This is a genomic window from Salinarchaeum chitinilyticum (genome assembly GCF_055390775.1).
Genome location: NZ_AP043888.1, coordinates 42122 through 68081, shown reverse-complemented (window position 1 = coordinate 68081; position 25960 = coordinate 42122). Strand labels below are relative to the sequence as shown.

The window sequence follows — 25960 nt, the reverse complement described above, 5'->3', positions numbered from 1 at the left end:
AGCCGGCGGGGAATCAGCGATTTCGGCGACGTGGCCGGAGCGACGATCGAACGACGCCATCGGCCAGATCCGCTCGTCGAACGATTCGCTGACCGATTCGCCGACAGACTCGCCGACGGACTCGCCTCGTACATTTGGCCACTTCACTACACTCGGCCGGTATCGGGCGCCCAACAATGCCCTCACAGGCCCAACGGAGAGCGTGCTCCCTCACCTTGCCACGGTCCTCCAGACGACCGATCCAGTCGAACTGTTCGTTGAAATCACGACGGCCGACGTGGTCGCGCTCCCATTGCTCGTCGTCGGAATCGGGCTGCTCGGCGTCACCGTCGGGTTCGTCGGCTTCCTCGCTCTCGGTGCCGTGCTGGACGCGATCGGCGATTCGATCGCGTGACCCGACCGGGACTGCTCACTCGAGCGATCGGTCCAGCGCGTCGGCCGCGAGGTCGATCGCAGTCTCCAGGTCGGGACCGAGCGGCGATCCCACGACGACGCCGTCGACCACGTCGACGATGGCCGCGAGCCGCTGTGCGACCTGTTCCGGGGTCCCGGCGACGGACAGCGCGTCGATCATCGCAGGCGAGACGGCGTCGAACGCTTCCCCGAAAGATCCCGCCTCGAGCGCTGCGCCGATCCGATCCGCCCGCGCCTCGTCGAGTCCGTGTCGCTCCAGCACCGGTGGTTCGGCCCCCGCAGCGATGAATGCCACCGGACGGCGCGCGAGCTCGCGAGCCGCCGCCCCGTCCTCGGCAATCGAGACACTTGCGTAGGCTAGTACTTCCGGATCGACGCCGTCCTCGCGCTGGGATCGTCCTTCCGCGACGCGGTCGGCCGCCCACGCCAGATCCGCAGGATGCGCGGCGTTGACCAGGAGTCCGTCGCCGTACTTCGCACCCATGCGGAGCATATCGGGCCCCTGCGCCGCGACGTAGGCTGGAACCGACTCGACGTCGTACTCCAGACCGGCGTCGGTCGCTTCGAACGTGCCGTCGATGCTCACGCGCTCGCCGTTCCAGAGGTCCCGCGACACCTGGACCGTCTCGAGGACCCGCCGGAGCGGTCGCTCGCGTTCGATCCCCAGGGAGTTCAGCGCGGATGCGTCGCCCGGGCCGACGCCGAAGACGGCCCGACCGTCGCTCGCCTCCTGCAGCGTCGCCATCCTCGACGCGAGGACGACGGGGTGGGTGTCGTAGGGGTTCGCTCCCGCGGTCCCGACGCCGACGTCCGTCGTCGCCGCTGCGACGCGTGCCAGCGCAGTGAATGGATCGCGATTGAAGTAATGATTCGCGACAAACACCGAATCGAAGCCCGCGGCTTCGGCGTGGCTCGCCAGGTCAGCGGCACGTTCCACTGGGTATTCGGGCGTCAACTCGAGACCCGCCGGCCCCACGCGATCGCGGCTCATGCCGATTCCTCCTCGAACTCCCACTGCTGGAGCGCGTCGCGAACGAGGTCGTCGGCAGCGTCCCGGAAGAGGTTCTCGCTGCCGTCGTGGTCGCCGAACTCGAAGTCGCGAACGACGACCACCGGGACGCCGTCGTCGCCCTCACCGGTGAGCAGGTTCGCGGTGCCGGCGAGCTCGTCGACGATCGACTCGTTGGTCACTTCGAGCTCGTGGCCGTCCCGATCCGTCTCGCCGCGCCAGTCTCGCGTGGCCGAAATGCCGTCGTAGCCGATGGCGACGCCGGTCTGGCCGTGTCGGAACGAGCGGCCGCAGGTGTCGGTCACGATCACGCCCACGTCGGCGTCCAGCTCCGAACGGATGCGTGCGGCACTCGCGTCGGGATCCTTCGGGAGGAGCAGGATATCCGCGGAGGGGACGTTCGAGCGGTCGATGCCTGCGTTCGGTGCGACGTGGCCGAACGTAGTCGCTGCGAGGAGGAAGGGGGCCTCGAGGACCAGCTCGTCGCTCTCCTCGAGTACGGCCTGCGCGAACCGGGGATCCTTGTCGTCGCCAGCGATCGCGCTCAGTCGCTTCGCGATCGATCGGGCTCGCTCGCTCGCGGGAAAGTCGGAGAGGTCGAACGCCCTGTCTTCCGCCTTCGAGACGATCGTGCTCGCGACGCAGACGACGTCGCCGTCGCGAAGCGTCACCCGATCGTCGATCATCGCCGCGACGTCGTCCCCCGGCCGGACTTCCGGGAGCCCCTCGATCCCGAACGCGTTCATACCAGCGCGGTCGGCGCGGGAGGTGAAAAGGTATCCGCTACCGGTGCCAGTGCCAAAGCTGGACCAGTGCCGAAGCCTGGACCAGTGCCTAGGCCGGGATCAGTGCCGACGCCGAGATCGATGCCGACGCCTGGATCAGTACAGGCGTCGGTAGATGCATGGGTTGATCGCGGTGGTCGGGTCGGTCGATGCCTCGATTCGTCGCGTCGATCGATGCTCGGGTTGGTCGCTTCGGCCGATGCACGGGTTGGTCGCGTCGATCGCTCACGCCGGTCGGCCACACCTGTCGGCAACGATCGCTATCCCGAGCGAGCCGCCGTGTCGGGAGCTTTTTGCCCCGCGGATGCACTGGTCGAAATCGATGGCAGCTGCGGCGACAGAGTGGGAGCAGGCAGTCCTCTCCCTGCTCGACGACGAGTACGCCCGGCGAATCCTCGTCGCGACCAGCGGCGAGGCCAGATCCGCTGGCGAGCTCGCGGACATTTGCAACGCCTCCGAGCCCACGATCTACCGCCGCCTCGATCGGCTTTCCGAGCACGATCTGATCGAGGACGAGCAGGCCCTGGATCCGGACGGACACCACTACAAGACCTATCTGGCGAGCGTCGAGCGAGTGACCGTCGAGATCGACGCGGACGGCGTCGTGATCGAGATCGTCGAGCGGGAGCGCGATCCAGCCGATCGCTTCACCGAACTCTACGAGGGCTTGCGATGATCGGACCAGCAATCGCGCCGGCGCTCGCCACGATCGAAGCGCGGACTGGCGCAGCTTCTACCTCGGCAACGGCCCCGGTCCAGAGCACCGGGGCGCAGACCGAGGGCGGTTCCGCCTTCGTCGTCGGCCTCGTGCTGATCACATTCGTCGTCGCGGCGGTGCTCTCGACCGCGATCGCGTACAGACTCTACGTCGGCTACCGCGGATCCGGCGACCGATCGATGCTGGCGATCGCCGTCGGGCTCCTGTTGATAACCACGGTGCCGACGGTGGTTCGCATCGTCGTTCCGACGGTGCTCGGTGGCGCCGACGAAGTTCGCATCTTCACAGCGACGGCCTCCGAGCTGGCCGGATTACTGGCGATCGTGCTGGCCGTCCGGACGCCCACGCGGACTCGCCGGCGGGTGCGGAGGGAACGGGCGACGGTCCTTCCGCTCGCACTCCTCGCGATCGCCGTGACGGTGGACCACGTCGTCTGGCTCGCCTACCGCATCACGCCCCTGGTCGGTAGCTACGTCACGTGGCTCGCCTACCGGGGCTACCGACGGAACGACAGTGCCCCGATGGCGTTCCTCGCACTCGGGATTTTCCTCCTGACGGTGGTCCCGACGGCCGCGGCCATCGGACTCGGCCCGCTCCTCGGCGTCAACGACGCTGGCTCGCTCCTCGCGGCTTCGCTCTCCCAGCTCGGCGGGCTACTCTCCGTCTACTACTCGCTCACGCGGGCGTAAGGAGGAACGTCTTGAGTGGCTACTGCGACCCTACGCTCGCCTGATGCTCGAGTGAGGCTGGAGACTCCGATTCCGGTGCGTTCATTGCGCGAATCGACGAGGAGTCACTATGAACGACGCCGATCGCGATGGCGAAGCCGCGGGTCGCGTCGACGCGGACGTCTGCATCGTCGGGGCCGGGCCGGCTGGACTGACTGCAGCGATCTACGCCGCCCGTGCGGACCTCGACACCGTCGTCGTCGACGGCGGGCCATCGATACTCGAACGCAACGCACATCTCGAGAACGTTCCGGGATTCCCGGGCGGCGTCGACGCTCGACGCTTCCTCCGAGGGACGCGAACGCAGGCCGAGGACGCAGGCGCCCGGATCGTCGACGGTCGCGTCGAGGGCGTACGACGCGAGGGCGACGACCGGCTGCTTGCGACGACTGCCGATCGGTCGATCACCGCGGGCGCCCTCCTCGCAGCGTCCTGGTCGGACTGTTCCTACCTCGACGCGCTCGAACCGGACACGATCGATCGCGGGACGAAGACGTTCCTGAAGACGGACGGGGACGGGCGGACGACGGTCGATGGCGTCTACGCCGCGGGTCGACTCGCCGGCAAGCCACACCAGACGGTCGTGGCTGCCGGTCACGCGGCGGAGGTCGCGATGACGATCGTCCACGACGCCGAGGTTCCCTTCTACCACGACTGGGTCACCCCGGACGGGTATTTCACCGATCGGGACAGGGACCTTCCGCCGGGCTGTGAGGAGATCGACGACGCGGAGCGGCGGAAACGCGAGACTGCCAGCCGCGATCGACAGCGCGAGCTGCTCGACGATCCGCCCGAGGACCCACTCACGCATCCGAGTCTCCGCGACGAGGAGTGACATACCGGAGTGCGGACCGCGTCGTTTCCCACCCGACCGTAACGGCCAAACCCCGGCCGGGCGAACCGCGAGTCGATGACCGAGGGTCTGTTCGTGGCGTTCGAGGGGCTCGACGGCGCTGGCACGACGACGCAAGCCGAACGGGCCACGGCGTACGTCGACGACGAGACTGGCCGCGACGCCGCCCTCTCTGCAGAACCAACCGACGGACCGGTCGGGACGCAGATCCGTCGGTGTCTCGAGGGCGAGCTCGATCTGGACGCCGAGACGCTCGCACTCCTGTTCGCCGCCGACAGGCTCGATCACCTCGACAGCGAGATCGAGCCACGCCTCGCCGCTGGCGACGTCGTCCTCGTCGATCGCTACTCGCTGTCGTCCTTCGCCTATCAGCACGCCGACGGCGTCGAGGCCAGCTGGCTTCGCACGATCAACGACCGGGCGCGCGCCCCAGACGTGACGATCTATCTCGACGTGCCGCCATCGGTCTGCGTCGAGCGGCTCGCCGCGGACGACAGGGGAACCGACCGCTTCGAGCGCGTGGAAACGCTCGAGCGCGTCGAAGCAGCGTACAGGGAGGCGATCGCCGCCGAGCGTGAGGCGGGGAACGACGTTCGCGTGCTCGACGGTACCCAGTCGGAAACGGCGGTCGCGGAGGAGATTGAAGCGATTCTCGACTCGTTTCTGTAGCCCCCGGTGAACTGTCGAACTCACTCCACTAGCCGCGAGCGTGCTGGCGACCATTCCTGTAGTCGCCGGAAACCACCGTGCAACGTCTTCGCCCCGACCGCCAGCCGTGACCTACCGGCTCGCAGACCTTTTTCAGTGATCCGCCCCTACACCGAGCCATGAAGGTTCTCGTCACCGGCGGCACCGGCTTCATCGGGACGGCACTCGCCGCGGAACTGGTCGATCGCGAGCACGACGTGACCGTACTCGCGAGAGACCCCGATCCGGAGGAGGTTCCCGACGGGGCCGAAAGCGCCGTCGGCGACGTGACGGCGTACGACTCCATCGAACCGGTTTTCGAGGGGATCGACGTCGTCGTCAATCTGGTCGCGCTGTCGCCGCTGTTCAAGACGCCGAAGGGACTCACGCACGAAGCGGTGCACCTCGGCGGGACGAACCACGTCGTCGACGCTGCCGAATCACACGACGTCGATCGAATCGTCCAGATGAGCGCGCTCGGCGCCGATCCCGAAGCACCGACGGAGTATCTCCGCACGAAGGGCGAGGCCGAGACCGTCGTCCGAGAGTCCGCTCTCGATTACGTGTTCGTTCGCCCGTCGATCGTCTTCGGTGAGGACGCCGAGATCGTTCCCTTCACCAAGCGAGCCAAACAGATGTTCGCTCCGCTGCTGCCCGTGGCCCCGCTCCCGGGTGGCGGAACGACGCCGTTCCAGCCGATCTTCATCGGCGACCTCGCACCGATGCTCGCAGACTGTGCGGACGAACCGGACCACGCGAATCAGACCTACGAGATCGGCGGACCGGACGTACTGACGCTCGCGGAGATCACCCGGCTGGTCTACCGTGCAGAGGGGAAGAACATGCGAGTCGTCCCGATCCCGATGCCGCTGGCGGGCCTCGGACTGACGGTACTCGGCGCGGTTCCACCGTTCCCCTTCGGACCGGAGCAGTACCGCTCGCTGAAGGTCGACAATACCGTGTCGGAGAACGACGTGAGCGCGTTCGGACGCTCGCCGGAAGAGCTGACCACGTTCGCGTCCTTCCTCGGCATCGAGGACGACGTGGACGGTTCCACGGTGTAGCGGCGGTCGCGCCGATCGTAGCGGCGGCTTTCCTGTAGTAACGCGTTGGTAGGAATTCGCCGTAGGGCACGACCCTGCGATTATGAGGTGAGCGCCGCTGGGTCCTCCTGCAGTGGGGGCGATCGGGCGCTAGAACTTAAATCGCGAACCCCCGGTGAAAAAAATCTGAGCGTCGGCGAGCACGTTCGAAAGGACGAAGCCCGCACCGTAGTGCGATTTTTTGACACGGACGGGCCGCACGTGTCATACGGACCAACACAAGGTTTATCACTCTAATCCTGCTTTCCTACCGTTACGAGGCCAATTTCAAGATGAAACTGGCGATGATCGGATTCGGCCAGGCCGGCGGGAAGATCGTCGACAAGTTCCTGGATTACGACCAGGCTACTGGGAGCGGAATCGTCCGCTCGGCGATCGCTGTGAACACGGCCAAGGCCGACCTAATGGGACTGGAGAACGTCCCGCAGGAGAATCGCGTTCTGATCGGGCAGTCCCGCGTGAAGGGGCACGGCGTAGGTGCCGACAACGAGCTCGGCGCCGAGATCGCCGAAGAGGACATCGACGAGGTCCAGGGCGCCGTCGACCAGGTGCCCGTTCACGAGATCGACGCGTTCCTGATCGTCGCCGGGATGGGCGGAGGCACCGGCTCCGGTGGTGCGCCCGTCCTCGCGAAGCATCTCAAGCGCATCTACACGGAACCCGTCTACGGCCTGGGCGTTCTCCCCGGCTCCGACGAGGGAGGCATCTACACGCTCAACGCGGCGCGGTCCTTCCAGACGTTCGTTCGCGAGGTCGACAATCTGCTCGTCTTCGACAACGACGCGTGGCGACAGGCCGGCGAGTCCGTCGAGGGCGGCTACGCGGAGATCAACGACGAGATCGTCACGCGCTTCGGAATTCTCTTCGGCGCAGGCGAGGTCGAGGCTGGCGACGAGGTCGCCGAATCCGTCGTCGACTCCAGCGAGATCATCAACACGCTCGACGGCGGCGGCGTCTCGACGGTCGGCTACGCGGCCGAGGACGTCGAGCCCCAGGGCGGCGACGGCGGACTCCTCTCGCGGTTCACCGGTGACGAGCCCACGGACAACCTCGACACCGCTCACACGACCAACCGCATCACGAGCCTGGTCCGGAAGGCCGCACTCGGTCGCCTCACGCTCCCCTGTGAGATCGAAGGCGCCGAGCGTGCGCTCCTCGTCATGAGCGGCCCGCCGATGCACCTGAACCGGAAAGGCATCGAGCGCGGTCGGAAGTGGCTCGAGGAGCAGACCGGCTCCATGGAGGTCCGCGGCGGTGACTACCCCGTACCGCACTCCGGGAAGGTCGCTGGCGTCGTTCTCCTCTCCGGCGTGAACAACGTCCCACGGATCAAGGAGCTCCAGCAAGTCGCCATCGAGGCACAGGACAACATCGAGGAGATCAAGCAAGAGAGCGAGCAGAACCTCGAAGAGCTGGTCGAAGACGACGAGGATGAACTGGAGCCACTCTTCTAGGCTCGCGCTCGTCGCTGTCGCACTCCTCGTGCTCGTCGCCACCGTTGGGGTGGCGAGTGCCGTCTCCGTGAGTCAGGAGAGTGCACCCGAGCAATCCGAGGTCGGGACGTCGGCGACGGTCACCATCGAGCTACAGGACCTGTTCGCGGACGCGAGTTCGTGGCAAGTCAACGGTATCACCGACCTCGAAGACGCACAGTGGACGATCGAGCTCTATCAGGGTGACACGCTACTCGACACCTACGAGAGCTCCGGTGAGCAGCCCGAACCGGTGGCTCTCGAAGAGAGTACGACGAACGCGGATCGGGTCGTCGTCAAAATCACCGGCACGACGCCGTCCGTCTCGTCGTACTCCTACGAAAATCCCGCGACCTTCGAGGTTGGCGAAGTCGTGCAAGTGATCGGCGGTGGCGATCAGGTGAACAAACTCTCAGAACTGCAGATCCACCACTACACGACGGGCGATCCCGGTAGTCAGGAGGCCCGAACGGCGCTCGACGACGCGAGCGCAGCCATCCAGTCCGCCGCCGACGACGGCAACGACGTCTCCGACGCCCAGTCGACCTTCGACGAGGCCGTGAGTGCCTACAACGAGGGATCGTTCGCCGACGCCGTCTCGCTGGCCGAAGAAGCCCAGTCACAGGCGTCGTCCTCCGGATCGGGCAGTGACGGCTCCGGAGACGGTGCGGGCGGCTCCGACGGCAGTGGGTCGGACGGCTCGACCGACGGTTCGGGTGACGGATCCGGTTCCGGAGATTCGAACCAGACCGATCCCGGCGGTAACACTACCCAGGACGGTGCCGACGGCGGGAACGGGAGCGACGGTTCGAGTAACTCCGACGACGGTGGCCTGCTCTGGCCGATCCTCTACGGTCTCTTCGGCCTCGTGATCCTCGGCGGTATCCTCGGTGGCGTCTACTGGTACCAGCAACAGAGCCAGGGTCCGAACCGCGACCCGCTCGGGTAGCGGACGACACGCCTTTCTCGCGGCGCTGGCAACACAGCCCCGTATGGACGTCTCCGTCCCCTTCGACGCCGCCGATCCGAAGACCCGCCTCGCCGACGCGTTCGACGACGGTGCGCGGGCGGCGTTCGCTCGGGTACTCCTCGACGACGTGCTCGACGCCATCCGCCGTGCCGGCCACGATCCGACGGTGTACGCCACTGCGTCGGTCACTGTCGACGCGACGGTCGTCGTCGACGAGCGGGGACTCGACGCCCTCTGTGACGAGCTGTTCGAATCCCCGCCGATTGCGGTCGTCATGGCGGACCTCGGCCTCGCGACGCCCGCCGCGCTGGAGCGACTGTTCGCTGCAGAGGGAGACGTCGTCGCGGCACCGGGGCTCGGTGGCGGCACGAACGCGCTCCTCGTTCGCGATGGGAACTTCTCGACGGATTACCACGGCGTATCCTTCCGGGATCATCGACGCATCGCGGACGACGCCGGACTCGACTGGACGGAGTTCGACTCGTTGCGGCTCGGCGTCGACGTCGACGAACGGGCCGACCTCGTCGAGGTGCTCCTCCACGGGGAGGGCGACGCCCCGTCGTGGCTCAGGGCGCGGGGATTCTCTGTTGCGGTCAGAGACGGGCGTGCGACGGTCGTACGCGACGACTGATCGGACAGACGACGGCGTCAATCGCCGAAACGGCGGGTCCAGTGGCGTCGTCGAGTCCGGCGACGGGTGCCCCGAACCGAACGCATTTGCCCGCGGAGCGGCGACCGGCAAGTGTGATTCCCGGGGCCGACGAGTACGGCATCGAGGTCGACGTCCAGGCGGACGACGTAGCGCGGCTGCTGGAGATCGACCCCACTGACGTCGAGGCTGCCGAGGAACTCTCGTTCGCACGGAACGTCTTCATCCCCCTGACGACCGCCTGCCGCTACACCTGCACCTACTGCACCTACTTCGATCCGCCGGGCGAGGCGACGCTCATGTCGCCGGAGGAGATCCGGGAGGTCTGTGAACGCGGCGCCGACGCCGGCTGCACGGAGGCGCTGTTCACCTTCGGCGACGACCCCGACGATCGCTACGACGCGATCTACGACCAGCTCGCGGAGTACGGCCACGAGTCGATCCACGAGTATCTGCGTGAAGCCTGCGAGATCGCGCTCGATGCGGGATTGCTACCCCACGCGAATCCGGGCGATCAGACCCGGGAGCAGATGGAGACCGTCGCCGACGTCAACGCGAGCATGGGCGTGATGCTCGAGACGACCGCGGACGTCGACGCCCACGCTGGCCCGCGGACGAAATCGCCTGGTCAGCGCCTGCACACGATTCGGACCGCTGGAGAGCTCGGCGTTCCCTTCACCACCGGCATCCTGCTGGGCATCGGGGACGACTGGGAGGATCGCGCGGAGAGCTTGCTCGCGATCCGGGAGCTCCACGAGCGGTACGACCACGTCCAGGAGATCATCGTCCAGCCGGTTCGAGAGAACGAGCGCTGGCACGGCGACTCGCCCGGTCTGGAGACCCTTCGACGAGCGACGGCGATGGCCCGGGCTGCGATGCCCGAGGAGGTCTCGATCCAGGTGCCGCCGAATCTCGCCCCGGCTGGCGAGGTCGTCGACTGCGGTATCGACGATCTCGGTGGGGTCTCACCCGTCACGGACGATCACGTGAACCCGGACTACGCGTGGCCCGCTCTGGACCACCTGCAGACGATCGCCGACGATGCCGGAGTGCCGCTGCGGGAGCGGCTGCCCGTCTACGAGCGGTTCCTTCCGCCGTCCCTGGACGACACCGGAAATCGCTGGATCTCCGATCGGATCGCCGCCGCGATCGCTGCCGATGACGCTGCTGGGCGCAGGTATCGCGAGGTCGCTGGCGTAGAGATCGCGCAGTAGGTTACATCAGGGACCCGGTCGGTCAAATCCAGAACAGGGCGTAGGCCACCATGATCGCGCCGTAGCCAAAGGCAGTGATCCGTGCTGCGCCCACCACGCTTTGGTTTTCTGTCGGCAAGAACTCCGGGAGCGCGAACGCGAGAAACATCGAACCGAGGGCAGGAATCAGAGGGCCTCCGGTAAAATCGTGCACGATGCTGTAGTAGCCGTAGATCGCGAATTGGAGAAAGGCACCCGCTAGGAATATGAGTCCCAGCGATCTGGGTTCGGGCTCGCGGAAGAGTCCACTCTTCTCCACCAGGCTCATCGATTCGATAGTGACTGCGTGAACGAAAGAAGGTTGTGCTCAACCAGACCTTTCCCGTCGACTAGACTCTTTCGTCGACGAGACGCGACCGTCGGATCGACCCCGCAAGCCTTATGGCCAGCTCCGTTCGTTAGTGTACATATATGGACGCCAGAGAGGAGGTCGCTCCCGCCGTGCAGTCCATTCTGGACGCCGCACGGCAACGGGCATCGCCGGATCGTCGGGTAACCGTCGATCCCAGATCGCTCACGGGCGCGTTCCACGCCGCGGAATCCGATGGTCGGACGCCCGTTATCGCGGAGGTCAAGCCCACGAGTCCGACCGCGGACGGCACCAGAGAGGACGATCCGGTCGAACTGGCCGAGGCGATGGTCGAGGGCGGTGCCGCCGCGCTCTCGGTGCTCACCGAGCCCGAGCACTTCGGCGGCAGTCCCGAGACGCTCGAACACGTGCGGGCGGCCATCGACGTCCCCGTTCTGCGGAAAGACTTCCTCCTCGAGGAGGACCAACTCGACGTCGTCGAGGCCGACGTCGTGTTGCTCATTGCGCGCTTCGTCGACGACCTCGAGGGGCTCCTCGCCGCTGCGCGCGACCGCGGCTTCCAGGTGCTCGTCGAGGTCCACACCGTTGCGGAGTTCGAGACGGCCGTCAACGCCGGCGCGGGCATCGTCGGGATCAACAACCGAGATCTCGCGGCGCTGGAGGTCGATCTCGGGACGACGGAGGCCGTTCTCGATGCCGTCGACGTACCCGACGACGTGACGGTGATCGCGGAGAGCGGGATCCGTTCGGGAGCGGACGCCAGACGGATGCGCGACGCGGGTGCCGACGCACTCCTGATCGGGAGCGCGATCATGGACCACGCCGCTGCCACCGACGACGAACCGGGCTCGGGAACCGCGCTGGTGCGGGAGAACACCGAGACGTTCACCACGGCGGAGCGTGAGGGCCGAGCATGAGCAGTGACGCGGACTTCGGCGCGTACGGCGGGCAGTACGTGCCCGAAGCGCTGATGCCGGCCATCGAGGAGCTGACGGACGCCTACGAGCGCTACGTGCTCGAGAACGAGGACGGATTCCTCGACGAGTTCCGGGAGCGCCTGCGCGATTTCGGTGGGCGTCCGACGCCGATCCAGCGCGCCGATCAGCTCTCCGAGCGGTACGACTGCGACGTCTATCTGAAGCGGGAAGATCTCCTCCACGGCGGCGCCCACAAGCTCAACAACGCCCTCGGGCAGGTGCTCCTCGCGAAGTACATGGGCAAGGAGCGGATCATCGCCGAGACCGGTGCCGGCCAGCACGGCACCGCGACCGCGATGGCCTGCGCACACCTCGATATGCCCTGCGAGATCTACATGGGCCGCACCGACATCAACCGCCAGCGGCCCAACGTCTTCCGGATGCGGATCAACGGCGCGGAGGTGAACCCCGTCGACGTCGGCCGGGGCACCCTCAAGGAGGCCATCACGGAGACGTTCCGCGACTGGGCGGCGACAGTCGAAGAGACCCACTACGTCGTCGGCTCGGTCGTCGGCCCGCATCCGTTCCCGAGCATGGTCCGGGACTTCCAGGCCGTTATCTCCGAAGAGGCTCGCGAGCAGTTCCAGGACCGGACGGGGACGCTTCCCGACGCAGTCGTCGCGTGTGCGGGTGGTGGTTCGAACACAATGGGTTCTTTCCACAATTTCGTCCCCGACGAGGACGTCGACCTCCACGCCGTCGAAGCCGGCGGCTCCTCGCTCGAGGTCGACGAAGCAGCCGGCGTCGCGCCGAACTCGGCCACGCTCTCGACGGGGGAAGAGGGCATTCTGCACGGCGCGCGGACCAAGCTCCTCCAGGACTCAGACGGCCAGATCATGGAGTCCCACTCCGTCTCCGCCGGGCTGGACTACGCCGGCGTCGGGCCGGAGCTCGCCCAGCTCGTCGACGACGGTCGCGTCACGCCCGCGAACGTCGACGACGACGCGGCCCTCGCTGCGTTCCACCGGCTGTCCGCCACGGAGGGGATCATCCCCGCACTGGAGAGCGCGCACGCGCTGGGGTATCTGGAGGAACGCATTCGAGAGGACGGCGAGTCGCTCGGCGACGCGATCCTGCTCACCGTTTCGGGCCGCGGCGACAAGGACCTCGAGACGGTGATCGAGGAGTCCGCGGATCGTGACCTCGCGGCGGCACCGGACATGGACGTGTTCCGGGAGGGGCAACGATGACGGGAGACGACGCCTCAGAGGGGACGGAGACGGCCACACGCGAACGGCCCACGCTGGCCGAGGCGTTCGCCGACGGCCCGGCGTTCGTCCCGTACCTCGTCGCCGGCGATCCGGATTTCGAGTCCTCGAAGGCGTATCTCGAGGCGCTCGATCGGGGCGGTGCCGACGTCATCGAACTCGGACTTCCGTTCTCCGAGCCGATGGCAGAGGGCCCGACGATCCAGACGGCGATCGCCCGCGCGCTCGAGTCCGGGATGACGCCCGACCGCTACTTCGAGCTGGCCGAATCCCTCGACGTGAACGCCTCGCTGGTCTGCATGACCTACTACAACCTCGTGTATCAGTACGGGTCCGGCGGGGACGCGAGTGATGGTCCCCGGCCCTTCGTCGAGCGGGCGGCAGCCGCCGGGATCGAGGGGTTCGTCATCCCCGACCTCCCCGCCGAGGAAGCAGACGACCTCCGCGCGGCCTGCGACGAGTTCGGACTCGATCTGATCTTCATCGTCGCGCCGACGACCGACGGCGAGCGCCTCGACCGAATGCGGGAGCTCGTCTCTGGCTACGTCTACGTCCAGGCTCGGCTCGGGACGACCGGCGCCCGCACCGAGGTGTCCGACCAGACCGCGACGATCCTCGAGCGCGTCGCCGACTGGCAGGTTCCCAAAGCCGTCGGCTTCGGGATCTCCACGGGCGAGCACGCCGAGCGGATCGTCGCCGGCGGCGCGGACGGAATCATCGTTGGGAGCGCGCTGGTGGACGTCGTCGCGGAGGGCGTCGAGACGGAGCGGCCCGTCCGCGAGACCGCGACCCGGCTCGAATCGCTGGCGAGCGAACTCGCCGAGGGAGCCACGGCCGGCGCTCGCAAGAACCGCCCCGAACCGGAAGGGCAATAACCCGGGATTGCCACAGCTTGACACACGAACCCACACGCCTTTCGAGTATGACAACTGGAACGACAGCGCGACTCTCGCGCATCGGCACGGACGGCAAGTACCTCATCGTCCCGATGGATCACGGGCTCACGATGGGGGCAGTACAGGGACTGAAAGACATCGAATCGACCATCGACGCGATCACGACCGGGGGTGCCGACGCGGTGCTCACGCAGAAGGGGATCGCGCCACGCGTTCACCCGAACAAGAATGGCGCTGGCTACATCGTTCACCTCAACGGATCCACCGAGATCGGTCCGGACGAGGCCGACAAACGCCGGACTGGCACCGTCAAAGAGGCGATTCGCGCCGGCGCCGACGCCGTCTCCTTCCACATCAACGTCGCCAGCGAGTACGAACCCGCCCAGCTCACCGAACTCGCCGAACTTACTGGAGAGGCCGCCGAGTACGGCATTCCGGTCCTCGCGATGGCCTACGCTCGCGGCCCCGGTGTCGACGAGCACGACGCCGAGGCGCTCGGTCACGCCGCCAGACTCGCGGAGGAGACCGGTGCGGACGTCGTGAAGACGGCCTACAGCGGCGATTCGGAGAGCTTCCAGCACGTCATCGACTCGACCCGGCTCCCGGTCGTCATCGCGGGCGGCTCCAGGGGAAGCGACCGCGAGACGATCGAGATGGTCCGCGGAACCGTCGAAGCTGGCGGCGCGGGCGTCTCGATGGGGCGGTCGATCTTCCAGCACGAGGACCCCGAAGCGATCACGCGCGCCGTCGCTGCCGTCCTCCACGACGACGCGTCCGTCGACGAGGCGCTCGAGCTGTCGGGACTGGCCGTCGAAGCCTGACGGCACCACGCGACCGATTTCTCGAGTCTCGATCGTCGTGAGCACGAAGGGTGCCTGTAAATCATAGGGCCGAATTCCGATCGCGCCCGTCTATTTGACCGTTTGTCAGAAACCCCTTTATCAGGCTGGATGACGGTCGTGACGATGCGACGGGTCGCAACGGTCGCGATCGCAGTGCTGGTGCTCACGACGTCGGTCGCGGTCATGGCCAGCGTCGCCGTACCGAGCAACTACGCATCCCGCTCCGTCGAACGGACCGTACAGACAGACGCGTACGCGGGGACGTACGTCAGCTTCGAGACGTCCGGGAGTACCGTGACGAACTACAGCGTCGGCGGCACCGAGCTGTTCGCCTCCGCGGCGGCCCAGTCACAGAGCGAGTACGATGCCTAGCGTGACGTCGAAGCCGGTCTCTCGCTGTCGGCCGTGACGGACGTCACTGGCGCTACGCTGTCGCTCGATGCCTCCAGCACCACGCGTGCCGAGATCACCACGGAGAGCGGGGCCACGATCACAGCCCACGACTCCGAGCGCGGGATCCTCACGGTGAACTCCCCCGGAGAAGAGCAGTACGCCGAGTTCGAGCTCGCCAGCGGCGCCGATGCGTCCGCGACGACGGCCACGTGCTACAGTTTTAGGTACGATGCCGCGACCAGACCCGTCCGTGCGAACAGCCGTCCTTTCCGTCGCACTACTGGTGGTGGTACTGCTCGCGGCAGTACCGGCTGCGCCAGTCCACGCGGCCGGCGGATCGCCTCAGGAGCCCGGTCCGCTGGACCCGCTAGCAGTCGATCCTGCCGACCCAGAACTCGGGGCCGCTACTGCGACGGCGACGGACGCGTCGAATTCGAGCGCCGCGGACGCTGCCACCCCGTCGATCGTCGGCCTCACGCCGAATCCGCTGGCAGACGAGGACGCCGGCGAGTCCGTCGTCGTGAATTTCCCAGGACCGACGAACGCGAGCGGCTGGACGGTCGTCGACGACGAGGGGGCTGTGGCCGAGTTCCCTGGCAAAACGTTACATGGACGGGTCGTGCTCTCGACGGAGCCCGCAGCAGTCAGCGCAGCGTCGACCGCATCGGTCCAACGGCTCGACGGCGAGCTACGACTGGCGAACGGCGGTGACGCGATCGAGCTTCGTCGGCCAGGTGGAACGGTCGTCTCGGAGGTCAGCTACCAGTCGGCCCCGGAGGGCGAACGCTATCGATGGCACGGCGGCGAGTGGGAGTGGAACGTTCCAGGATCGACGTCGCTCGATCCGGCCGAGACCACGCCAGCGAGCGCGACGGCGTTCGTCCTCCCAGACGCACCCCAGGTCGTCGAGACCACGCTTCGAGATGCAGAGCGTCGAATCTTCCTGGGCGGCTACACGCTGACGTCCGATCGCGTCGTCGGCGCTCTGGTGGATGCACAGCAACGGGACGTCGACGTGCGCGTGGTGCTCGAAGGCTCGCCGGTGGGAGGAATGAGCCAGCAGCAAGTCGACGCGCTCGATGCGCTCTCGAGCGCCGGCGTGTCAGTGACGGTGTTCGCCGGGGAGCGGGATCCCTTCGGCGTCCACCACGCGAAGTACGCCGTCGTCGACGACAGCGCACTCGTCCTCACGGAGAACTTCAAGCCGGCAGGAACGGGTGGTCACTCCAGTCGAGGCTGGGGCGTGGTCGTCGAAGGGCCCCAGACGGCGAGCGAGCTCGCGGCCCTGTTTCACGCGGATCGAACCGGGCCTGGCACGATCGACTGGGCAGAGTACGGTGCGACCGTCGATCCGGTCCCGGGTGGTTCCAGTACCGAGACCTATCCCACTCACTTCGCCCCGAAATCGGTCCCCGTCGACCGGACGAAGCTACTCGTCGCGCCAGACAACGCTCGAAGCGAGGTCGAGTCGCTGCTTCGCTCGGCCAACCACTCGATAGAGATCCAGCAGATGGCGATCGAGGGGATCGACGACTCGCTCTTGCAGGCGTCGATCGCCGCTGCACGCAACGGAACGGAGGTCGACGTGCTCCTGAGCAGTGCCTCTTACGCACGGGCGGAAAACAGCGCACTCGTCGAGGAGATCGATCGGCTGGCTGCCGAGGAGAACCTGCCGATCGACGCGAAACTCGTCGAACCCCGCGGGCGGTTCTCGAAAGTCCACGCCAAGGTCGCGATCGTCGACGATCGCCACGTGATCCTCGGTAGCCTGAACTGGAATCCGGCAGCGTACAACGAGAACCGGGAGGTCGTGCTCGTCCTGACGGGCGAGGAGGTCGCGGCCTACTACGCCGACGTGTTCGAGGCAGACGCGAGAGACGAGCCGCTATGGCCGATACCGACCGGACTCGTCGCCGCCGTCTGCGTGCTGTGGATCGTTCTCGCGCTACTGGCGATCGCTCGAATCAGGTGGGCTACGTGAGGATTCGACGGGCCCAGCAAGCTGCCGACGGGCGACGATCGGGGCGAAGTTACTCGATCGCCGTCGTGGTCGTACCGAGGTCCTCGTCGATCTCCGCTGCGGCCATCTTCTCGACGAGCGAATCCAGTACCTCCTCGCGACGCCCCTCGACGTACTTGATCGAACCGACGACGAGGTGGCCGCCGCCGGAGACGCCACCGCCGACGATGCCGTCGGTGAGTTCGGTGACCATCTCGGGAATGTCGAGGCGAACGCCGTCGGAACGGAGGACGGCGAAGTCCGGGCCGAAGCCGATCGTTATCGCCGGCTCGCCGTGCTCCTCGACCATGCGATCGTGGACGGCACCGGTCGTCTTGCCCGGTGCGGGGTAGGTAAATCGGTGTGCGTGGTTCTCCACGTCGATCCGGTAGAGCGTCGCACCGTTGTCGAGGTCCTCGGACTCGACGTGGGGAAGTGCTGCGTCGAGCTGGTCGTCGATCGCTTCGCGGGACCTGTCGGCGAGAAGGTCGACGAGCTCGTGGTGGCGCTCGGGATCGTCACAGCCAACGTTCAACACGTCGTCGACGAGGTGGCGGCCGTCGTCGTAGCGCAGCCAGTGGGCGGTGTAGTCCAGCGCCTCGCCGACGTCGCGGAGATCGTCCTCGTCGTAGCCTGCGTCATCGGCCAGGTCGATGTAGTCGGCCATCGCGTCGGCGTCCGAGCGATCGCAGAGGCCGGCGACCGCGGGGACGTGCCGGAGCTCCTCCGTCGTCGCCGCGGGATCGGGGTCGATCATCCGCGCGAGTTCGACGCAGAGCATCCCGGTCGTGACGGCGTAATCCTCCCCGTGGAGATACGGGTTGACGTGCTCCTCGACGAGGTGGGCGACCGCGTCGGGATCGGGATGGTGGTGGTCGACGACGACGATCGGCACGTCGTAATGTGCGAGCGTCTCGTAGGAGGGAACGTCCTCCTCGGTCGAGCCGTTGTCGAGCATGCAGACGAGCGGGAGCTTCTGCCCGTGGCGGGCACGGTCCTCGAGCGCCTGGGTGAGGTCCCGCGTTGCGTCCTCGAGCTCGTAGAACGGCGCTTTGCTGGGGAGCCGCCGGATCGCGTGGCCGGGAGCCTCGGGATCCTCGCTCACGTCGGCCACGAACCGTTCGAGGGCTCGCTGGAGGGGAACGCTCGCACACATGCCGTCGCCGTCGGCGTGGTGGCGGACGCTGACGGGACGGCCTTCGAGGATCGACCGTCGGAGCAGCGTGGCGACGCGTTCGAGCTCCGGCCACATGGCCTCGAGAGCGCCCCACTCGACGAGGGGGTCGACGTCGTTCGGCGACGCACGAGTAGCCACGGCGTCGTCGATCGTCGCCCGCGTCTCCTCGGCGTCCTCGCCCTCGAGCACCGCGAGCTCCTCGATCTCGAGCTGGAGGGACTCCTCGTGGCGCTCCACCGAACCGATCACGCGGACGACGTCGCCGACGTCGGCATCGGGGTGTGCGCGGACGCCCGCCGACTCGAAGGCGGCAGCCGGGACGATCCCGTGACCGTCGAGGAGCTGGAAGATCGTCGGTCCGCCGGTCTGGCGGATCTGGGCGATCTCGGCCTCGAGCTGGATCGTCGTGCCCATGTAGGTCTCGAGCTGATCGGTGGTCGCGACGTCGTAGTCCGGGGTAACACGTTCGAGCGTCGTCCCGACCGGATCGACGCCAGCGGGGACGAAGGCGAGGTCGCCGTTTGCCTTTCGTTCGTCGAGTTCGACAACGAGATCGTCGCCGACGTCGAACTCGTTCTCGAGGGCGGACTCGTGGACGAGGCCGGAGACGGAGTCCGTGAGGTCGACGAAGACGCCATACTTGACGACGCCGTTGACTGTCGCGAGGTAGGGGCGCCCGGACTGGACGTCCTCGACCGAACAGGCGGGATCGAGGTCGTAGACGACGGGCGCTACGTCGGAGTCACTCATGTTGAAGTTCGATTCGCTTGGCCGACGGTTAACCCCTTTGGGATCGCCCGCAGGCCCGATTCCCGCCGCGTGTTCGAACCGACCGATCGCCTCGCTACGCGGCGACGAGCGATGCTGTGATCCAGTAGACGATGCCGAGTGTCGCCAGTGCGGTCGAGACCATGCCAGCGTACCGATGCAATGCGACCTTCCAATCCGCAGGCTCGACGGAGTCCCAGGAGCGTTCACTGCCGATCGCGTCGAGCCGTTCGTCGAACCGTGCAATCGCTTCGGCGTGGTGCCAGTTCAACAGACCAACAGGGAGAACGAGGATGCCGAGAACGCCCGCGAGCGCCGGCGGTAGCATACGATCGGGATGGTCATCCGCGATGATAAAACGTCGTGACGAGGACCAGCACCGGCGAGCCCTCGATAATTGGCGAGTATCACGCCACCGTCGCCGGTCACGCGGACTCCCCGACTCTCATCGTTCCGGCTGGAGCCTCGCAGTTCCCCGACGAATGATACTACTCCGGAACGTTTAGCAGCCGCAGGCACCGATCCCGACTATGGGCCTCTTCGGCAAGCTGTTTCGTTCCAGTGAACTCCTCGGTATCGCCGAGGAGACGCTGGAGTTCGCCCTCGAGGCGAGCGAAGACGCCCACCCGGACGAGTACATGGGGTTCCTTCGGGGGACGGAGGCCCGCGATCTCGGCCTCGAGCGCGATGGGATCGTGATCACCGACGTGCTCGTCATCCCGGGAACGACGTCCAACTCAGTCAGTGCCACAGTCAAGACCAACATGATCCCGAACGACCGGTCGGCAGTCGGCTCCGTCCACTCCCATCCCAACGGCGTGCTCCAGCCGAGCGCAGCGGACCTCGCGACGTTCACGCGCGGCGAGGTCCATCTCATCATCGGTGCACCCTACCGGCGCAACGACTGGCAGGCCTTCGACGAGGAGGGACAGCACCGCTCCCTCGACGTGATCGACGTCGAACTCCCCGAGGGGGAGGACTTCTTCCACTTCGACCAGTCAGATCTCGACCGAACGGCGGGTGAGCGCAAGTGAGCGATCTGCCAGACGAAGGGGCGAACGATTCGAACACCACTGCGCCGACGACCGTCGTCGCACAGGGAACGTTCGACATCCTCCATCCCGGCCACGTCCACTACCTCGAGGACGCGGCCAGCATGGGCGAGGAACTGCACGTCATCGTGGCGCGGGACAGCAACGTCTCGCACAAACCGACGCCGGTCGTCCCGGAGGGGCAGCGCAGAGACGTGATCGCCGCGCTCGAGGCGGTCGATCACGCACGCCTCGGCGATCCCGACGACATCTTCGTTCCGATCGAGGAAATCGAGCCGGACGTGATCGTCCTCGGTCACGACCAGCACCACGACGAGAACGCGCTGGCCGACGCTCTCGACGAGCGCGGCATCGACTGCGACCTCCGGAGAGCGTCCGCACGGCCACGGACGGATGAAGACGAGCTTCTCTCGACGGGTCGGATCATCGAGAAGATTCTCCGCGAGCGGTCGTGAGCGGATCCCTCTAGCAGTCCCGAGTGGCTACCGTGGATTCCACCGACCGTGGGAACGGTGGTTTCGCCGACTTCGGTAGACGAGCCGTCCGAAGAGCCGCTTTAGAGGTCGGGCCAGGCGGCCTTCGCCCGACGCCATGAGGTCACGTCCTTGATCCACCGGGCTGCGATGGTCTTCTTCAGGACGCGAGCCGGCACCGAGCCGAAGGTGTCGAAGAACGGAACGACGTCGACGTCGTGGGCGACGGCGTCTTCGCCGACGGAGACGACCGTCCCCTTGTCGTCGTAGCGCCAGGATTTGAGCGGCCGTCCGTCGATCGCCCGTGCGAGATTCTGGCCGGCGACCTCCGCTGCCTGCCAGGCAGCCTGCGCCGTCGGCGGCGCGACGTCGTCGTCCTGTGCGACGAGCGCGGAGTCGCCGATCGCGAACACGCGATCGTCGGAGGTCTGGAAGGTGTCGTCGGCGGTGAGTCGATTGTGCTCGTTGTCGAGGCCGGCGTCCTCGAGCGCGTCGCGCCCACTGATGCCGCCGGTCCAGACCAGCACGTCGAAGTGGAGATCGTCGCCCTCCTCGAAGATCACGGCCTCCTCCGTGGCCTCGGTGATCGGGTCGCCGGTGAGGATCTCGACGCCGCGAGCTTCGAGGCGCTTCCGGAGCGCGCGCTGGATCGAGGCGTCCTGCCCGGGGAAGATCTCGTCGAGGGCCTCGACGAGCACGATGTCGATCGGCGCGTCGTGCTCGTCCCGATACTCGGCGACCTCGCCGGCGGTCTGGATGCCGGAGAGCCCGGCGCCACCGACGACGACGGTCCCAGGATCGTCCGGGGAGCCCTCGGCTGCTGCGGCTGCCACGTCGTCGTGGATCGCGAGCGCGTCGTCGAGGCTCTTGAGCGTGTGCGAGTGTTCGGCGAGTCCAGGGATTCCGTAGAAAGCCGTCGCGCTTCCGATCGCGACGAGCACGTAGTCGTACGCGACGTCGTCGGCGTCGGCAAGTTCGACGACCTGCTCGTCGGCGTCGAGGCCGGTCACTTCGCTGTGGACGAACGTCGTCGACGGCGCCTTCACCTCCTCGACGGGAATGACGATCGAGTCCTGGACGTTCGGGTCGCGAATACAGCGGTGAGACTCGTGGAGAACCAGGTGGTAGTCCGTATCCGATATCCAGACGAGATCCGCATCGTCGAGCTCCGACTCGAGACGTTGCACCGCGCCGGCACCCGCGTAGCCTGCGCCAAGCACGGCGACCGTCGCTGACATGTGCGGTCGTCAGCGGTGCCGCGATACAAACCCTGCGAATCGCACGCCTGCGTGCCATTCGTTCACGTCCATGACAGTTCGTTATAGACTCGTCGCTGCTATCCCGGAACTGCCGATCGCCCGAAGCGTCGAACCCGACCTGGCCGACTCAGTGGGCCGGCTCCTCGGCGGGCGCCTTCATATCGTCGATCCGCAGAATGAGAATGTTCGCGCTGTTGTCCTTCCCGTCGACCGTGCCGGTGACCTGGAGCTTCGAGAGCGGTGTCGGACCGACGATGACCTGATCGCCCTCGTCGATGCCGCGAATCGAACCCTGGAGGTGGATCTCGGCGCGACAGAGCTCGGGGTGGTGCACGCTGTTGAGGTCGATCTCCTCGACCGTGGCACCGTCGAGCAGCTCTCCCTCGTGGTACAGCGGGACGCTGGCGGCGTCGTCCATCTGCTGGACGTCGAGCGCCTCGTAGGCCGTCGGAGTCGGCTTGTAGCCGCCCTTGGGGCCCGGGACTCCCTCGACGAGCTGGAGTGCTTTCAGGCTCTGCATCTGATTGCGGATCGTACCCGGATTGCGATCGACTTCTTCGGCGATCTGCTCCCCCTTGACCGCGTTTTCGGATTCCTCCCCGTAGAGGTTGACCAGTGCGGTCAGAATCGTCTTCTGGCTGGGAGTCAGCTCGATCGATGACATGCACACTCTTTGCTCGTAGATTTCCTTAAAACCGTGGGTACTGGCCCCGAAGTTCTCATCGGACCGTTCGGGCATTCAGGCACGCTCCAGCTCCTCTGCAACGGCCGTTACGAGCACTTCCAGGGCGACCTCCTCTGGGAGTGCACAACTTTCCGCTTCCGAAGCAGCACGCACCGTTACCACGCCGAAAGGGGCGACGTCGGTGATCTCGAGGATCGCCCCCGGCTCGATCCCACGCTCGGCCAGATATCTGAGGATCTCCGCGTCGCCGTCCTCGATCCGCGCCACCGCGACGCGGTCCTCGGCGTCGAACTCGGTCAACGGCCGTCCCTCGTCGGCCGGCGGCGGATCGAGCTGTTCGTTGGGGATCGGGTCGCCGTGGGGATCGACCTCCGGATCGTCGAGGAGTTCGGCAAGGCGACGCTCGAACTTCTCCGAGATGTGGTGTTCGAGCCGATCGGCCTCGTCGTGGACCTCGCTCCAGTCGTAGTCCAGATGCTCCGTGAGATACGCTTCGAGGAGACGGTGGTGGCGAAGCACCTCGAGTGCGACCGTCTCGCCCTCCTCGGTGAGGCGAACGCCCTCGTACTTCTCCCGGTCGACGAGGCCGCGTTCTTCGAGCTTCTCGAGCATGCTGGTGACCGTCGGCGACGTCACGTCGAGGTGGTCGGCGATCTCGGAGGTCCGGATCCGCTCCTCCTCGTCTTCGCCCTGGAGGTAGTAGATCGCCTTGAGGTAGTCCTCCATGACGTCGCTCAGCATCATACTGGGGGTTGGAACGGCCGTCTCGTATAAGTGCCGGTCCCGAGCGTTCTGGGAGCAGGGCGCCGGTGTCGGTGTCGGGCGCCGGACCCGTCACGCTTTTTTGAGTGCCCCGTGGAGTAGTCTGTATGACACTGGGTGACCCGCGGTGAAGCAATCGACGCTCGACATCCTGCGGTGTCCGCTCGACAAGGCGGAGCTGGATCTGGACGTCGAGGAGCAGGACGGCGAAGAGATCCTCGATGGAACGCTCACCTGCACGGACTGCGGCGAGACCTACGAGATCGCGGACGGCATCGCGAACCTGCTCCCGCCGGACATGCGGGAGGAAGCTCCTTCTTGAGCAATCCCCTCGAGCAACATTTGAGCAACCATTTGAGCAATTCTCTCGAGCACCCACTTTACTGAGCCGATCGCTCAGCGCAGTCTCATCCAGAGCAACCCCTATCCAGAGCCGTTCGTTCCCCGACCACAGCTAACGGAGCAGCGCGGTCGATCTGACGGTCGAACCAGCGATGGCCGAACCACCAATCGGCACAGTTGTGCTCGCCAACGCGGCGAACCTTTTTGCCCGCTGCGCGAGCACACCACCCCGTGACCGACGCGCTCGTGGTTCACCTCAACCGCTCGGAGCACCACGCGATCGAGCCCGCGAGCGACAGCTTCGAGACTGACGGACCCTTCGTCGTGCGAATTCAGAATCACGGCGAGGGGAGCCACATGCACTGTTCGCTCTCGGGTGATCTCGCGAGCACCGCGACCGTGACCGAGGGGAACCCGTTCCTCGAGCCCGAGGACGTCGTCGAAGTCCCGGTCGACGTCCGGACCGACCTGCGGCCCGCGCGGGGGACGCTCGAACTCTCGACGGGCTACGGCAGGGAGTCCGTCGCGATCGGCGTGCTCGTGCGAGAGTCCTCGAACGTACCGACGAGTCCGATCGAGCGCGATTCGGACGGCGAGGACGCCGGAGCAACGAAGGCAGGTGGTACGGAACGTGACGCCGTCGCAGCGAGCGGCGGCGCGACCACTGGCGATACCGCCGTTGGCAACGGTGATTCGGTGCCCGTCCTCCAGCGAGCGTCGAAGGCGATCGACGACGCAGTCGACGCGGTGACGCCCCGGCGCGATGCCGGAACGGGACTCCTCGCGGGGCTCGCGCTCGTGGCGCTGCTGATCGCGGTACTCGCGTGGCAGTTCGTCGAAGGTGCGGTCGTGCGGCTGGCCGTGCTCGTCGTCCTGGCCACCGTGATCGGCGCCGCTGGCGTACTGCTTCGGCGGTAGCAGGGATCGATCGACCGATCCTGCGCTGGCACCGAATCTCCCAGAGGGCCGTACTTCGGCGGATTACTCCCCGTCTCCGCCGGTGGTCTCGACGCCACAGAGGTTGCCGTCCTCGTCGAAACGCTTGGCTCGGAGATACCGCGCCCGGTAGCGATTCGCGCCCTCGCCGACGTCTGCTTCCCGGATGTCGTCGACCCGCCCGTCCGCGACGGCGTCGATCAGTTCCTCGAGCTGGTGTTTCTCGCTCGGCGTCAGCTCGAACTCGTAGGTTCGCTCGGTCTCGCTCTCGAGGATCGTCCACTTGCGCGCGGCCGCAACCACGAGCGAACAGGGTTCGCGACAGGGGAACTCGCCGTCGCCACCGTCGACGGCCAGCTCGTCGTCCTCGTCGTACTCCCACTCGCGGCGCTTGAGACACTGTGAATCGACGCAGCAGGCCTGCGCGACCCACTCCGCGGCCTCCCGTGGAAGTTCCTCGACGACGTCGTAAATGCCGGTCTGGCGCTCCGCGGTGTCGCGCCAGTGATCGACGTCGAGGGATCCCGTCCGCTCACGGTACCAGTTCGGGATCGTCGCGGGGTAGAAACACTCCACCGCGCGAACGAGTTCGTCGGCAGCCAGCGTCGGAAATCGCCAGCCTCGCTGGAGCGTCGGCGCCGTCTTCAGCGGCCGGTAGCGATCGCCCTCGTCGAGCTTGGAGAGTTCGCGGGCGTCGAGTGGATCGTGGTGATCGACGAGATCGGCGTCCGGAGCGCCGTCAGTGTCGTCACGGTCAGTGTCGTGATCGGCTTCGCTCGCGTCGTCCACCACGTCGTCGACGTGCCGGAGCGTGTAGCGTCGACTGTAGCCCGTTCCATCACTAGCACGCTCGAGGGAAACGGAGACGTGGAGCTGTCCCCACGTCGCGTGCATCCCCGAATCGAGGCGCTCCAGTCGCTCCGCAAGTGGCGTCGATTCGGCGGCCTCGAGTCGTCGGAGAAACGCCACGCGGTCGTCGCCCGGCGGAACCTCGTGTTCCCAGAAGTACCAGTTCCCGACGAAGTTCGGATGTTCGGCCGCGACCGACCGGAACGTCGATTCGTCGAGTCCGTCACGGCGGTCGCCGTCGATCGAAACGTGGTAGCCGTCGGCGTCCTCGCTCGCGACGAGACCGTCGCAGTCCACGCCGTCCTCGGTGGCCGCGACGAGCGCGTCCAGCTGTGCGACCTTCATGGGATAGCTTGCAACCGCCGCGAGAAAAGTGGGGCGCTTCCGGCGG

At 66.7% G+C, this 25960-nt stretch carries 29 protein-coding genes; 20 read left to right on the top strand and 9 right to left on the bottom strand.

The window, feature by feature from the left end; translation table 11 throughout:
* Nucleotides 1-202 precede the first annotated feature (202 nt).
* On the top strand, nucleotides 203-394 hold the full coding sequence (locus ACZ5KP_RS00350; protein ID WP_460918856.1) for a hypothetical protein: 192 nt from the start codon (nucleotides 203-205) through the stop codon (nucleotides 392-394).
* A 15-nt stretch (nucleotides 395-409) separates the two neighbouring features.
* Here the strand turns inward: ACZ5KP_RS00350 and ACZ5KP_RS00345 are convergent, their stop codons facing one another.
* Complete coding sequence (locus ACZ5KP_RS00345; protein WP_460918855.1) at nucleotides 410-1405, bottom strand: 5,10-methylenetetrahydromethanopterin reductase; 996 nt, start codon at nucleotides 1403-1405, stop codon at nucleotides 410-412.
* A complete protein-coding gene (locus tag ACZ5KP_RS00340) occupies nucleotides 1402-2169 on the bottom strand; it encodes a coenzyme F420-0:L-glutamate ligase (RefSeq protein WP_460918854.1) in 768 nt (255 codons plus the stop codon). Before ACZ5KP_RS00340 ends, ACZ5KP_RS00345 begins: the two co-directional genes overlap by 4 nt.
* Before the next feature lie 361 nt (nucleotides 2170-2530).
* On the opposite strand from ACZ5KP_RS00340, the gene ACZ5KP_RS00335 reads away from it, so the two are divergent.
* The 9 genes from ACZ5KP_RS00335 (at nucleotide 2531) to cofG (ending at nucleotide 10602) form a co-directional block, all read left to right on the top strand.
* Nucleotides 2531-2884 carry an ArsR/SmtB family transcription factor gene (locus ACZ5KP_RS00335; protein WP_460918853.1) on the top strand — a complete coding sequence of 118 codons (354 nt, stop codon included), beginning with the start codon at nucleotides 2531-2533 and terminating at the stop codon, nucleotides 2882-2884.
* A complete protein-coding gene (locus ACZ5KP_RS00330; RefSeq protein ID WP_460918852.1) occupies nucleotides 2881-3615 on the top strand; it encodes a DUF7521 family protein in 735 nt (244 codons plus the stop codon). The genes ACZ5KP_RS00335 and ACZ5KP_RS00330 overlap by 4 nt, the downstream gene beginning before the upstream one ends.
* A gap of 109 nt (nucleotides 3616-3724) precedes the next feature.
* Nucleotides 3725-4489: an NAD(P)/FAD-dependent oxidoreductase gene (locus ACZ5KP_RS00325; protein ID WP_460918851.1), complete on the top strand. Its 765-nt coding sequence runs from the start codon at nucleotides 3725-3727 to the stop codon at nucleotides 4487-4489.
* 75 nt (nucleotides 4490-4564) lie between these two features.
* Nucleotides 4565-5176, top strand: coding sequence for a dTMP kinase (gene tmk / locus ACZ5KP_RS00320; protein WP_460918850.1), 612 nt, complete (start codon nucleotides 4565-4567; stop codon nucleotides 5174-5176).
* Nucleotides 5177-5334: 158 nt separating this feature from the next.
* Entirely contained in the window at nucleotides 5335-6258 is a 924-nt protein-coding gene (locus ACZ5KP_RS00315) for a complex I NDUFA9 subunit family protein (protein WP_460918849.1), read from the top strand.
* A 311-nt stretch (nucleotides 6259-6569) separates the two neighbouring features.
* Nucleotides 6570-7751 carry a tubulin/FtsZ family protein gene (locus ACZ5KP_RS00310; protein WP_460918848.1) on the top strand — a complete coding sequence of 394 codons (1182 nt, stop codon included), beginning with the start codon at nucleotides 6570-6572 and terminating at the stop codon, nucleotides 7749-7751.
* Nucleotides 7729-8718: a DUF4398 domain-containing protein gene (locus ACZ5KP_RS00305; RefSeq protein ID WP_460918847.1), complete on the top strand. Its 990-nt coding sequence runs from the start codon at nucleotides 7729-7731 to the stop codon at nucleotides 8716-8718. The genes ACZ5KP_RS00310 and ACZ5KP_RS00305 overlap by 23 nt, the downstream gene beginning before the upstream one ends.
* Before the next feature lie 43 nt (nucleotides 8719-8761).
* Nucleotides 8762-9370, top strand: coding sequence for a 2-phospho-L-lactate guanylyltransferase (cofC, locus tag ACZ5KP_RS00300; protein ID WP_460918846.1), 609 nt, complete (start codon nucleotides 8762-8764; stop codon nucleotides 9368-9370).
* Between the two features lie 113 nt (nucleotides 9371-9483).
* A complete protein-coding gene (cofG, locus tag ACZ5KP_RS00295) occupies nucleotides 9484-10602 on the top strand; it encodes a 7,8-didemethyl-8-hydroxy-5-deazariboflavin synthase subunit CofG (protein ID WP_460918845.1) in 1119 nt (372 codons plus the stop codon).
* A 22-nt stretch (nucleotides 10603-10624) separates the two neighbouring features.
* Here the strand turns inward: cofG and ACZ5KP_RS00290 are convergent, their stop codons facing one another.
* The gene (locus tag ACZ5KP_RS00290) at nucleotides 10625-10909 is read right to left on the bottom strand and encodes a hypothetical protein (protein WP_460918844.1); all 285 of its coding nucleotides are present in this window, start codon (nucleotides 10907-10909) and stop codon (nucleotides 10625-10627) included.
* A 143-nt stretch (nucleotides 10910-11052) separates the two neighbouring features.
* Here ACZ5KP_RS00290 and trpC point away from each other — a divergent pair, with 143 nt between their 5' ends.
* The 6 genes from trpC to ACZ5KP_RS00260 all read left to right on the top strand — a co-directional run bounded on the left by trpC (nucleotide 11053) and on the right by ACZ5KP_RS00260 (nucleotide 17248).
* Nucleotides 11053-11868, top strand: a complete 816-nt coding sequence (gene trpC, locus ACZ5KP_RS00285; protein WP_460918843.1) for an indole-3-glycerol phosphate synthase — start codon at nucleotides 11053-11055, stop codon at nucleotides 11866-11868.
* Nucleotides 11865-13118: a tryptophan synthase subunit beta gene (gene trpB, locus ACZ5KP_RS00280; RefSeq protein ID WP_460918842.1), complete on the top strand. Its 1254-nt coding sequence runs from the start codon at nucleotides 11865-11867 to the stop codon at nucleotides 13116-13118. Before trpC ends, trpB begins: the two co-directional genes overlap by 4 nt.
* Nucleotides 13115-14011 carry a tryptophan synthase subunit alpha gene (gene trpA, locus ACZ5KP_RS00275; RefSeq protein ID WP_460918841.1) on the top strand — a complete coding sequence of 299 codons (897 nt, stop codon included), beginning with the start codon at nucleotides 13115-13117 and terminating at the stop codon, nucleotides 14009-14011. Before trpB ends, trpA begins: the two co-directional genes overlap by 4 nt.
* A 47-nt stretch (nucleotides 14012-14058) precedes the next feature.
* Nucleotides 14059-14853 carry a 2-amino-3,7-dideoxy-D-threo-hept-6-ulosonate synthase gene (locus ACZ5KP_RS00270; RefSeq protein WP_460918840.1) on the top strand — a complete coding sequence of 265 codons (795 nt, stop codon included), beginning with the start codon at nucleotides 14059-14061 and terminating at the stop codon, nucleotides 14851-14853.
* 144 nt (nucleotides 14854-14997) lie between these two features.
* Entirely contained in the window at nucleotides 14998-15246 is a 249-nt protein-coding gene (locus tag ACZ5KP_RS00265; protein ID WP_460918839.1) for a hypothetical protein, read from the top strand.
* 271 nt (nucleotides 15247-15517) lie between these two features.
* Entirely contained in the window at nucleotides 15518-17248 is a 1731-nt protein-coding gene (locus ACZ5KP_RS00260) for a phospholipase D-like domain-containing protein (RefSeq protein WP_460918838.1), read from the top strand.
* Nucleotides 17249-17297: 49 nt separating this feature from the next.
* Here ACZ5KP_RS00260 and ACZ5KP_RS00255 read toward each other — a convergent pair whose 3' ends face one another.
* Nucleotides 17298-19193, bottom strand: a complete 1896-nt coding sequence (locus tag ACZ5KP_RS00255) for a DHH family phosphoesterase (protein ID WP_460918837.1) — start codon at nucleotides 19191-19193, stop codon at nucleotides 17298-17300.
* Between the two features lie 94 nt (nucleotides 19194-19287).
* The gene (locus ACZ5KP_RS00250) at nucleotides 19288-19539 is read right to left on the bottom strand and encodes a DUF6199 family natural product biosynthesis protein (protein ID WP_460918836.1); all 252 of its coding nucleotides are present in this window, start codon (nucleotides 19537-19539) and stop codon (nucleotides 19288-19290) included.
* Nucleotides 19540-19741: 202 nt separating this feature from the next.
* Here ACZ5KP_RS00250 and ACZ5KP_RS00245 point away from each other — a divergent pair, with 202 nt between their 5' ends.
* A complete protein-coding gene (locus tag ACZ5KP_RS00245) occupies nucleotides 19742-20245 on the top strand; it encodes a Mov34/MPN/PAD-1 family protein (protein ID WP_460918835.1) in 504 nt (167 codons plus the stop codon).
* Nucleotides 20242-20718 (top strand): FAD synthase family protein, encoded by a 477-nt coding sequence (locus ACZ5KP_RS00240; protein WP_460918834.1) that lies wholly within the window; start codon nucleotides 20242-20244, stop codon nucleotides 20716-20718. The genes ACZ5KP_RS00245 and ACZ5KP_RS00240 overlap by 4 nt, the downstream gene beginning before the upstream one ends.
* A 101-nt stretch (nucleotides 20719-20819) precedes the next feature.
* Here the strand turns inward: ACZ5KP_RS00240 and ACZ5KP_RS00235 are convergent, their stop codons facing one another.
* The 3 genes from ACZ5KP_RS00235 to ACZ5KP_RS00225 form a co-directional block, all read right to left on the bottom strand.
* Nucleotides 20820-21974: an NAD(P)/FAD-dependent oxidoreductase gene (locus tag ACZ5KP_RS00235; protein ID WP_460918833.1), complete on the bottom strand. Its 1155-nt coding sequence runs from the start codon at nucleotides 21972-21974 to the stop codon at nucleotides 20820-20822.
* A 148-nt stretch (nucleotides 21975-22122) separates the two neighbouring features.
* Entirely contained in the window at nucleotides 22123-22659 is a 537-nt protein-coding gene (locus ACZ5KP_RS00230; RefSeq protein WP_460918832.1) for an Rrf2 family transcriptional regulator, read from the bottom strand.
* 75 nt (nucleotides 22660-22734) lie between these two features.
* Nucleotides 22735-23424, bottom strand: coding sequence for a metal-dependent transcriptional regulator (locus ACZ5KP_RS00225; protein WP_460918831.1), 690 nt, complete (start codon nucleotides 23422-23424; stop codon nucleotides 22735-22737).
* 145 nt (nucleotides 23425-23569) lie between these two features.
* On the opposite strand from ACZ5KP_RS00225, the gene ACZ5KP_RS00220 reads away from it, so the two are divergent.
* Together ACZ5KP_RS00220 and ACZ5KP_RS00215 are read left to right on the top strand one after the other, a co-directional pair.
* The gene (locus ACZ5KP_RS00220; protein ID WP_460918830.1) at nucleotides 23570-23764 is read left to right on the top strand and encodes a methytransferase partner Trm112; all 195 of its coding nucleotides are present in this window, start codon (nucleotides 23570-23572) and stop codon (nucleotides 23762-23764) included.
* A 251-nt stretch (nucleotides 23765-24015) separates the two neighbouring features.
* Nucleotides 24016-24702 carry a DUF7524 family protein gene (locus ACZ5KP_RS00215; RefSeq protein WP_460918829.1) on the top strand — a complete coding sequence of 229 codons (687 nt, stop codon included), beginning with the start codon at nucleotides 24016-24018 and terminating at the stop codon, nucleotides 24700-24702.
* 63 nt (nucleotides 24703-24765) lie between these two features.
* Here ACZ5KP_RS00215 and ACZ5KP_RS00210 read toward each other — a convergent pair whose 3' ends face one another.
* The gene (locus ACZ5KP_RS00210; RefSeq protein ID WP_460918828.1) at nucleotides 24766-25914 is read right to left on the bottom strand and encodes a DR2241 family protein; all 1149 of its coding nucleotides are present in this window, start codon (nucleotides 25912-25914) and stop codon (nucleotides 24766-24768) included.
* Nucleotides 25915-25960 lie beyond the last annotated feature (46 nt).

Coding starts and splice junctions, on each gene's coding strand:
- ACZ5KP_RS00345 (WP_460918855.1), bottom strand. CDS start 1,405: ATGAGCCGCGATCGCGTGGGGCCGGCGGGTCTCGAGTTGACGCCCGAA.
- ACZ5KP_RS00340 (WP_460918854.1), bottom strand. CDS start 2,169: ATGAACGCGTTCGGGATCGAGGGGCTCCCGGAAGTCCGGCCGGGGGAC.
- ACZ5KP_RS00335 (WP_460918853.1), top strand. CDS start 2,531: ATGGCAGCTGCGGCGACAGAGTGGGAGCAGGCAGTCCTCTCCCTGCTC.
- ACZ5KP_RS00330 (WP_460918852.1), top strand. CDS start 2,881: ATGATCGGACCAGCAATCGCGCCGGCGCTCGCCACGATCGAAGCGCGG.
- ACZ5KP_RS00325 (WP_460918851.1), top strand. CDS start 3,725: ATGAACGACGCCGATCGCGATGGCGAAGCCGCGGGTCGCGTCGACGCG.
- tmk (WP_460918850.1), top strand. CDS start 4,565: ATGACCGAGGGTCTGTTCGTGGCGTTCGAGGGGCTCGACGGCGCTGGC.
- ACZ5KP_RS00315 (WP_460918849.1), top strand. CDS start 5,335: ATGAAGGTTCTCGTCACCGGCGGCACCGGCTTCATCGGGACGGCACTC.
- ACZ5KP_RS00310 (WP_460918848.1), top strand. CDS start 6,570: ATGAAACTGGCGATGATCGGATTCGGCCAGGCCGGCGGGAAGATCGTC.
- ACZ5KP_RS00305 (WP_460918847.1), top strand. CDS start 7,729: ATGAACTGGAGCCACTCTTCTAGGCTCGCGCTCGTCGCTGTCGCACTC.
- cofC (WP_460918846.1), top strand. CDS start 8,762: ATGGACGTCTCCGTCCCCTTCGACGCCGCCGATCCGAAGACCCGCCTC.
- ACZ5KP_RS00290 (WP_460918844.1), bottom strand. CDS start 10,909: ATGAGCCTGGTGGAGAAGAGTGGACTCTTCCGCGAGCCCGAACCCAGA.
- trpC (WP_460918843.1), top strand. CDS start 11,053: ATGGACGCCAGAGAGGAGGTCGCTCCCGCCGTGCAGTCCATTCTGGAC.
- trpB (WP_460918842.1), top strand. CDS start 11,865: ATGAGCAGTGACGCGGACTTCGGCGCGTACGGCGGGCAGTACGTGCCC.
- trpA (WP_460918841.1), top strand. CDS start 13,115: ATGACGGGAGACGACGCCTCAGAGGGGACGGAGACGGCCACACGCGAA.
- ACZ5KP_RS00270 (WP_460918840.1), top strand. CDS start 14,059: ATGACAACTGGAACGACAGCGCGACTCTCGCGCATCGGCACGGACGGC.
- ACZ5KP_RS00265 (WP_460918839.1), top strand. CDS start 14,998: ATGCGACGGGTCGCAACGGTCGCGATCGCAGTGCTGGTGCTCACGACG.
- ACZ5KP_RS00255 (WP_460918837.1), bottom strand. CDS start 19,193: ATGAGTGACTCCGACGTAGCGCCCGTCGTCTACGACCTCGATCCCGCC.
- ACZ5KP_RS00250 (WP_460918836.1), bottom strand. CDS start 19,539: ATGCTACCGCCGGCGCTCGCGGGCGTTCTCGGCATCCTCGTTCTCCCT.
- ACZ5KP_RS00245 (WP_460918835.1), top strand. CDS start 19,742: ATGGGCCTCTTCGGCAAGCTGTTTCGTTCCAGTGAACTCCTCGGTATC.
- ACZ5KP_RS00235 (WP_460918833.1), bottom strand. CDS start 21,974: ATGTCAGCGACGGTCGCCGTGCTTGGCGCAGGCTACGCGGGTGCCGGC.
- ACZ5KP_RS00230 (WP_460918832.1), bottom strand. CDS start 22,659: ATGTCATCGATCGAGCTGACTCCCAGCCAGAAGACGATTCTGACCGCA.
- ACZ5KP_RS00225 (WP_460918831.1), bottom strand. CDS start 23,424: ATGATGCTGAGCGACGTCATGGAGGACTACCTCAAGGCGATCTACTAC.
- ACZ5KP_RS00210 (WP_460918828.1), bottom strand. CDS start 25,914: ATGAAGGTCGCACAGCTGGACGCGCTCGTCGCGGCCACCGAGGACGGC.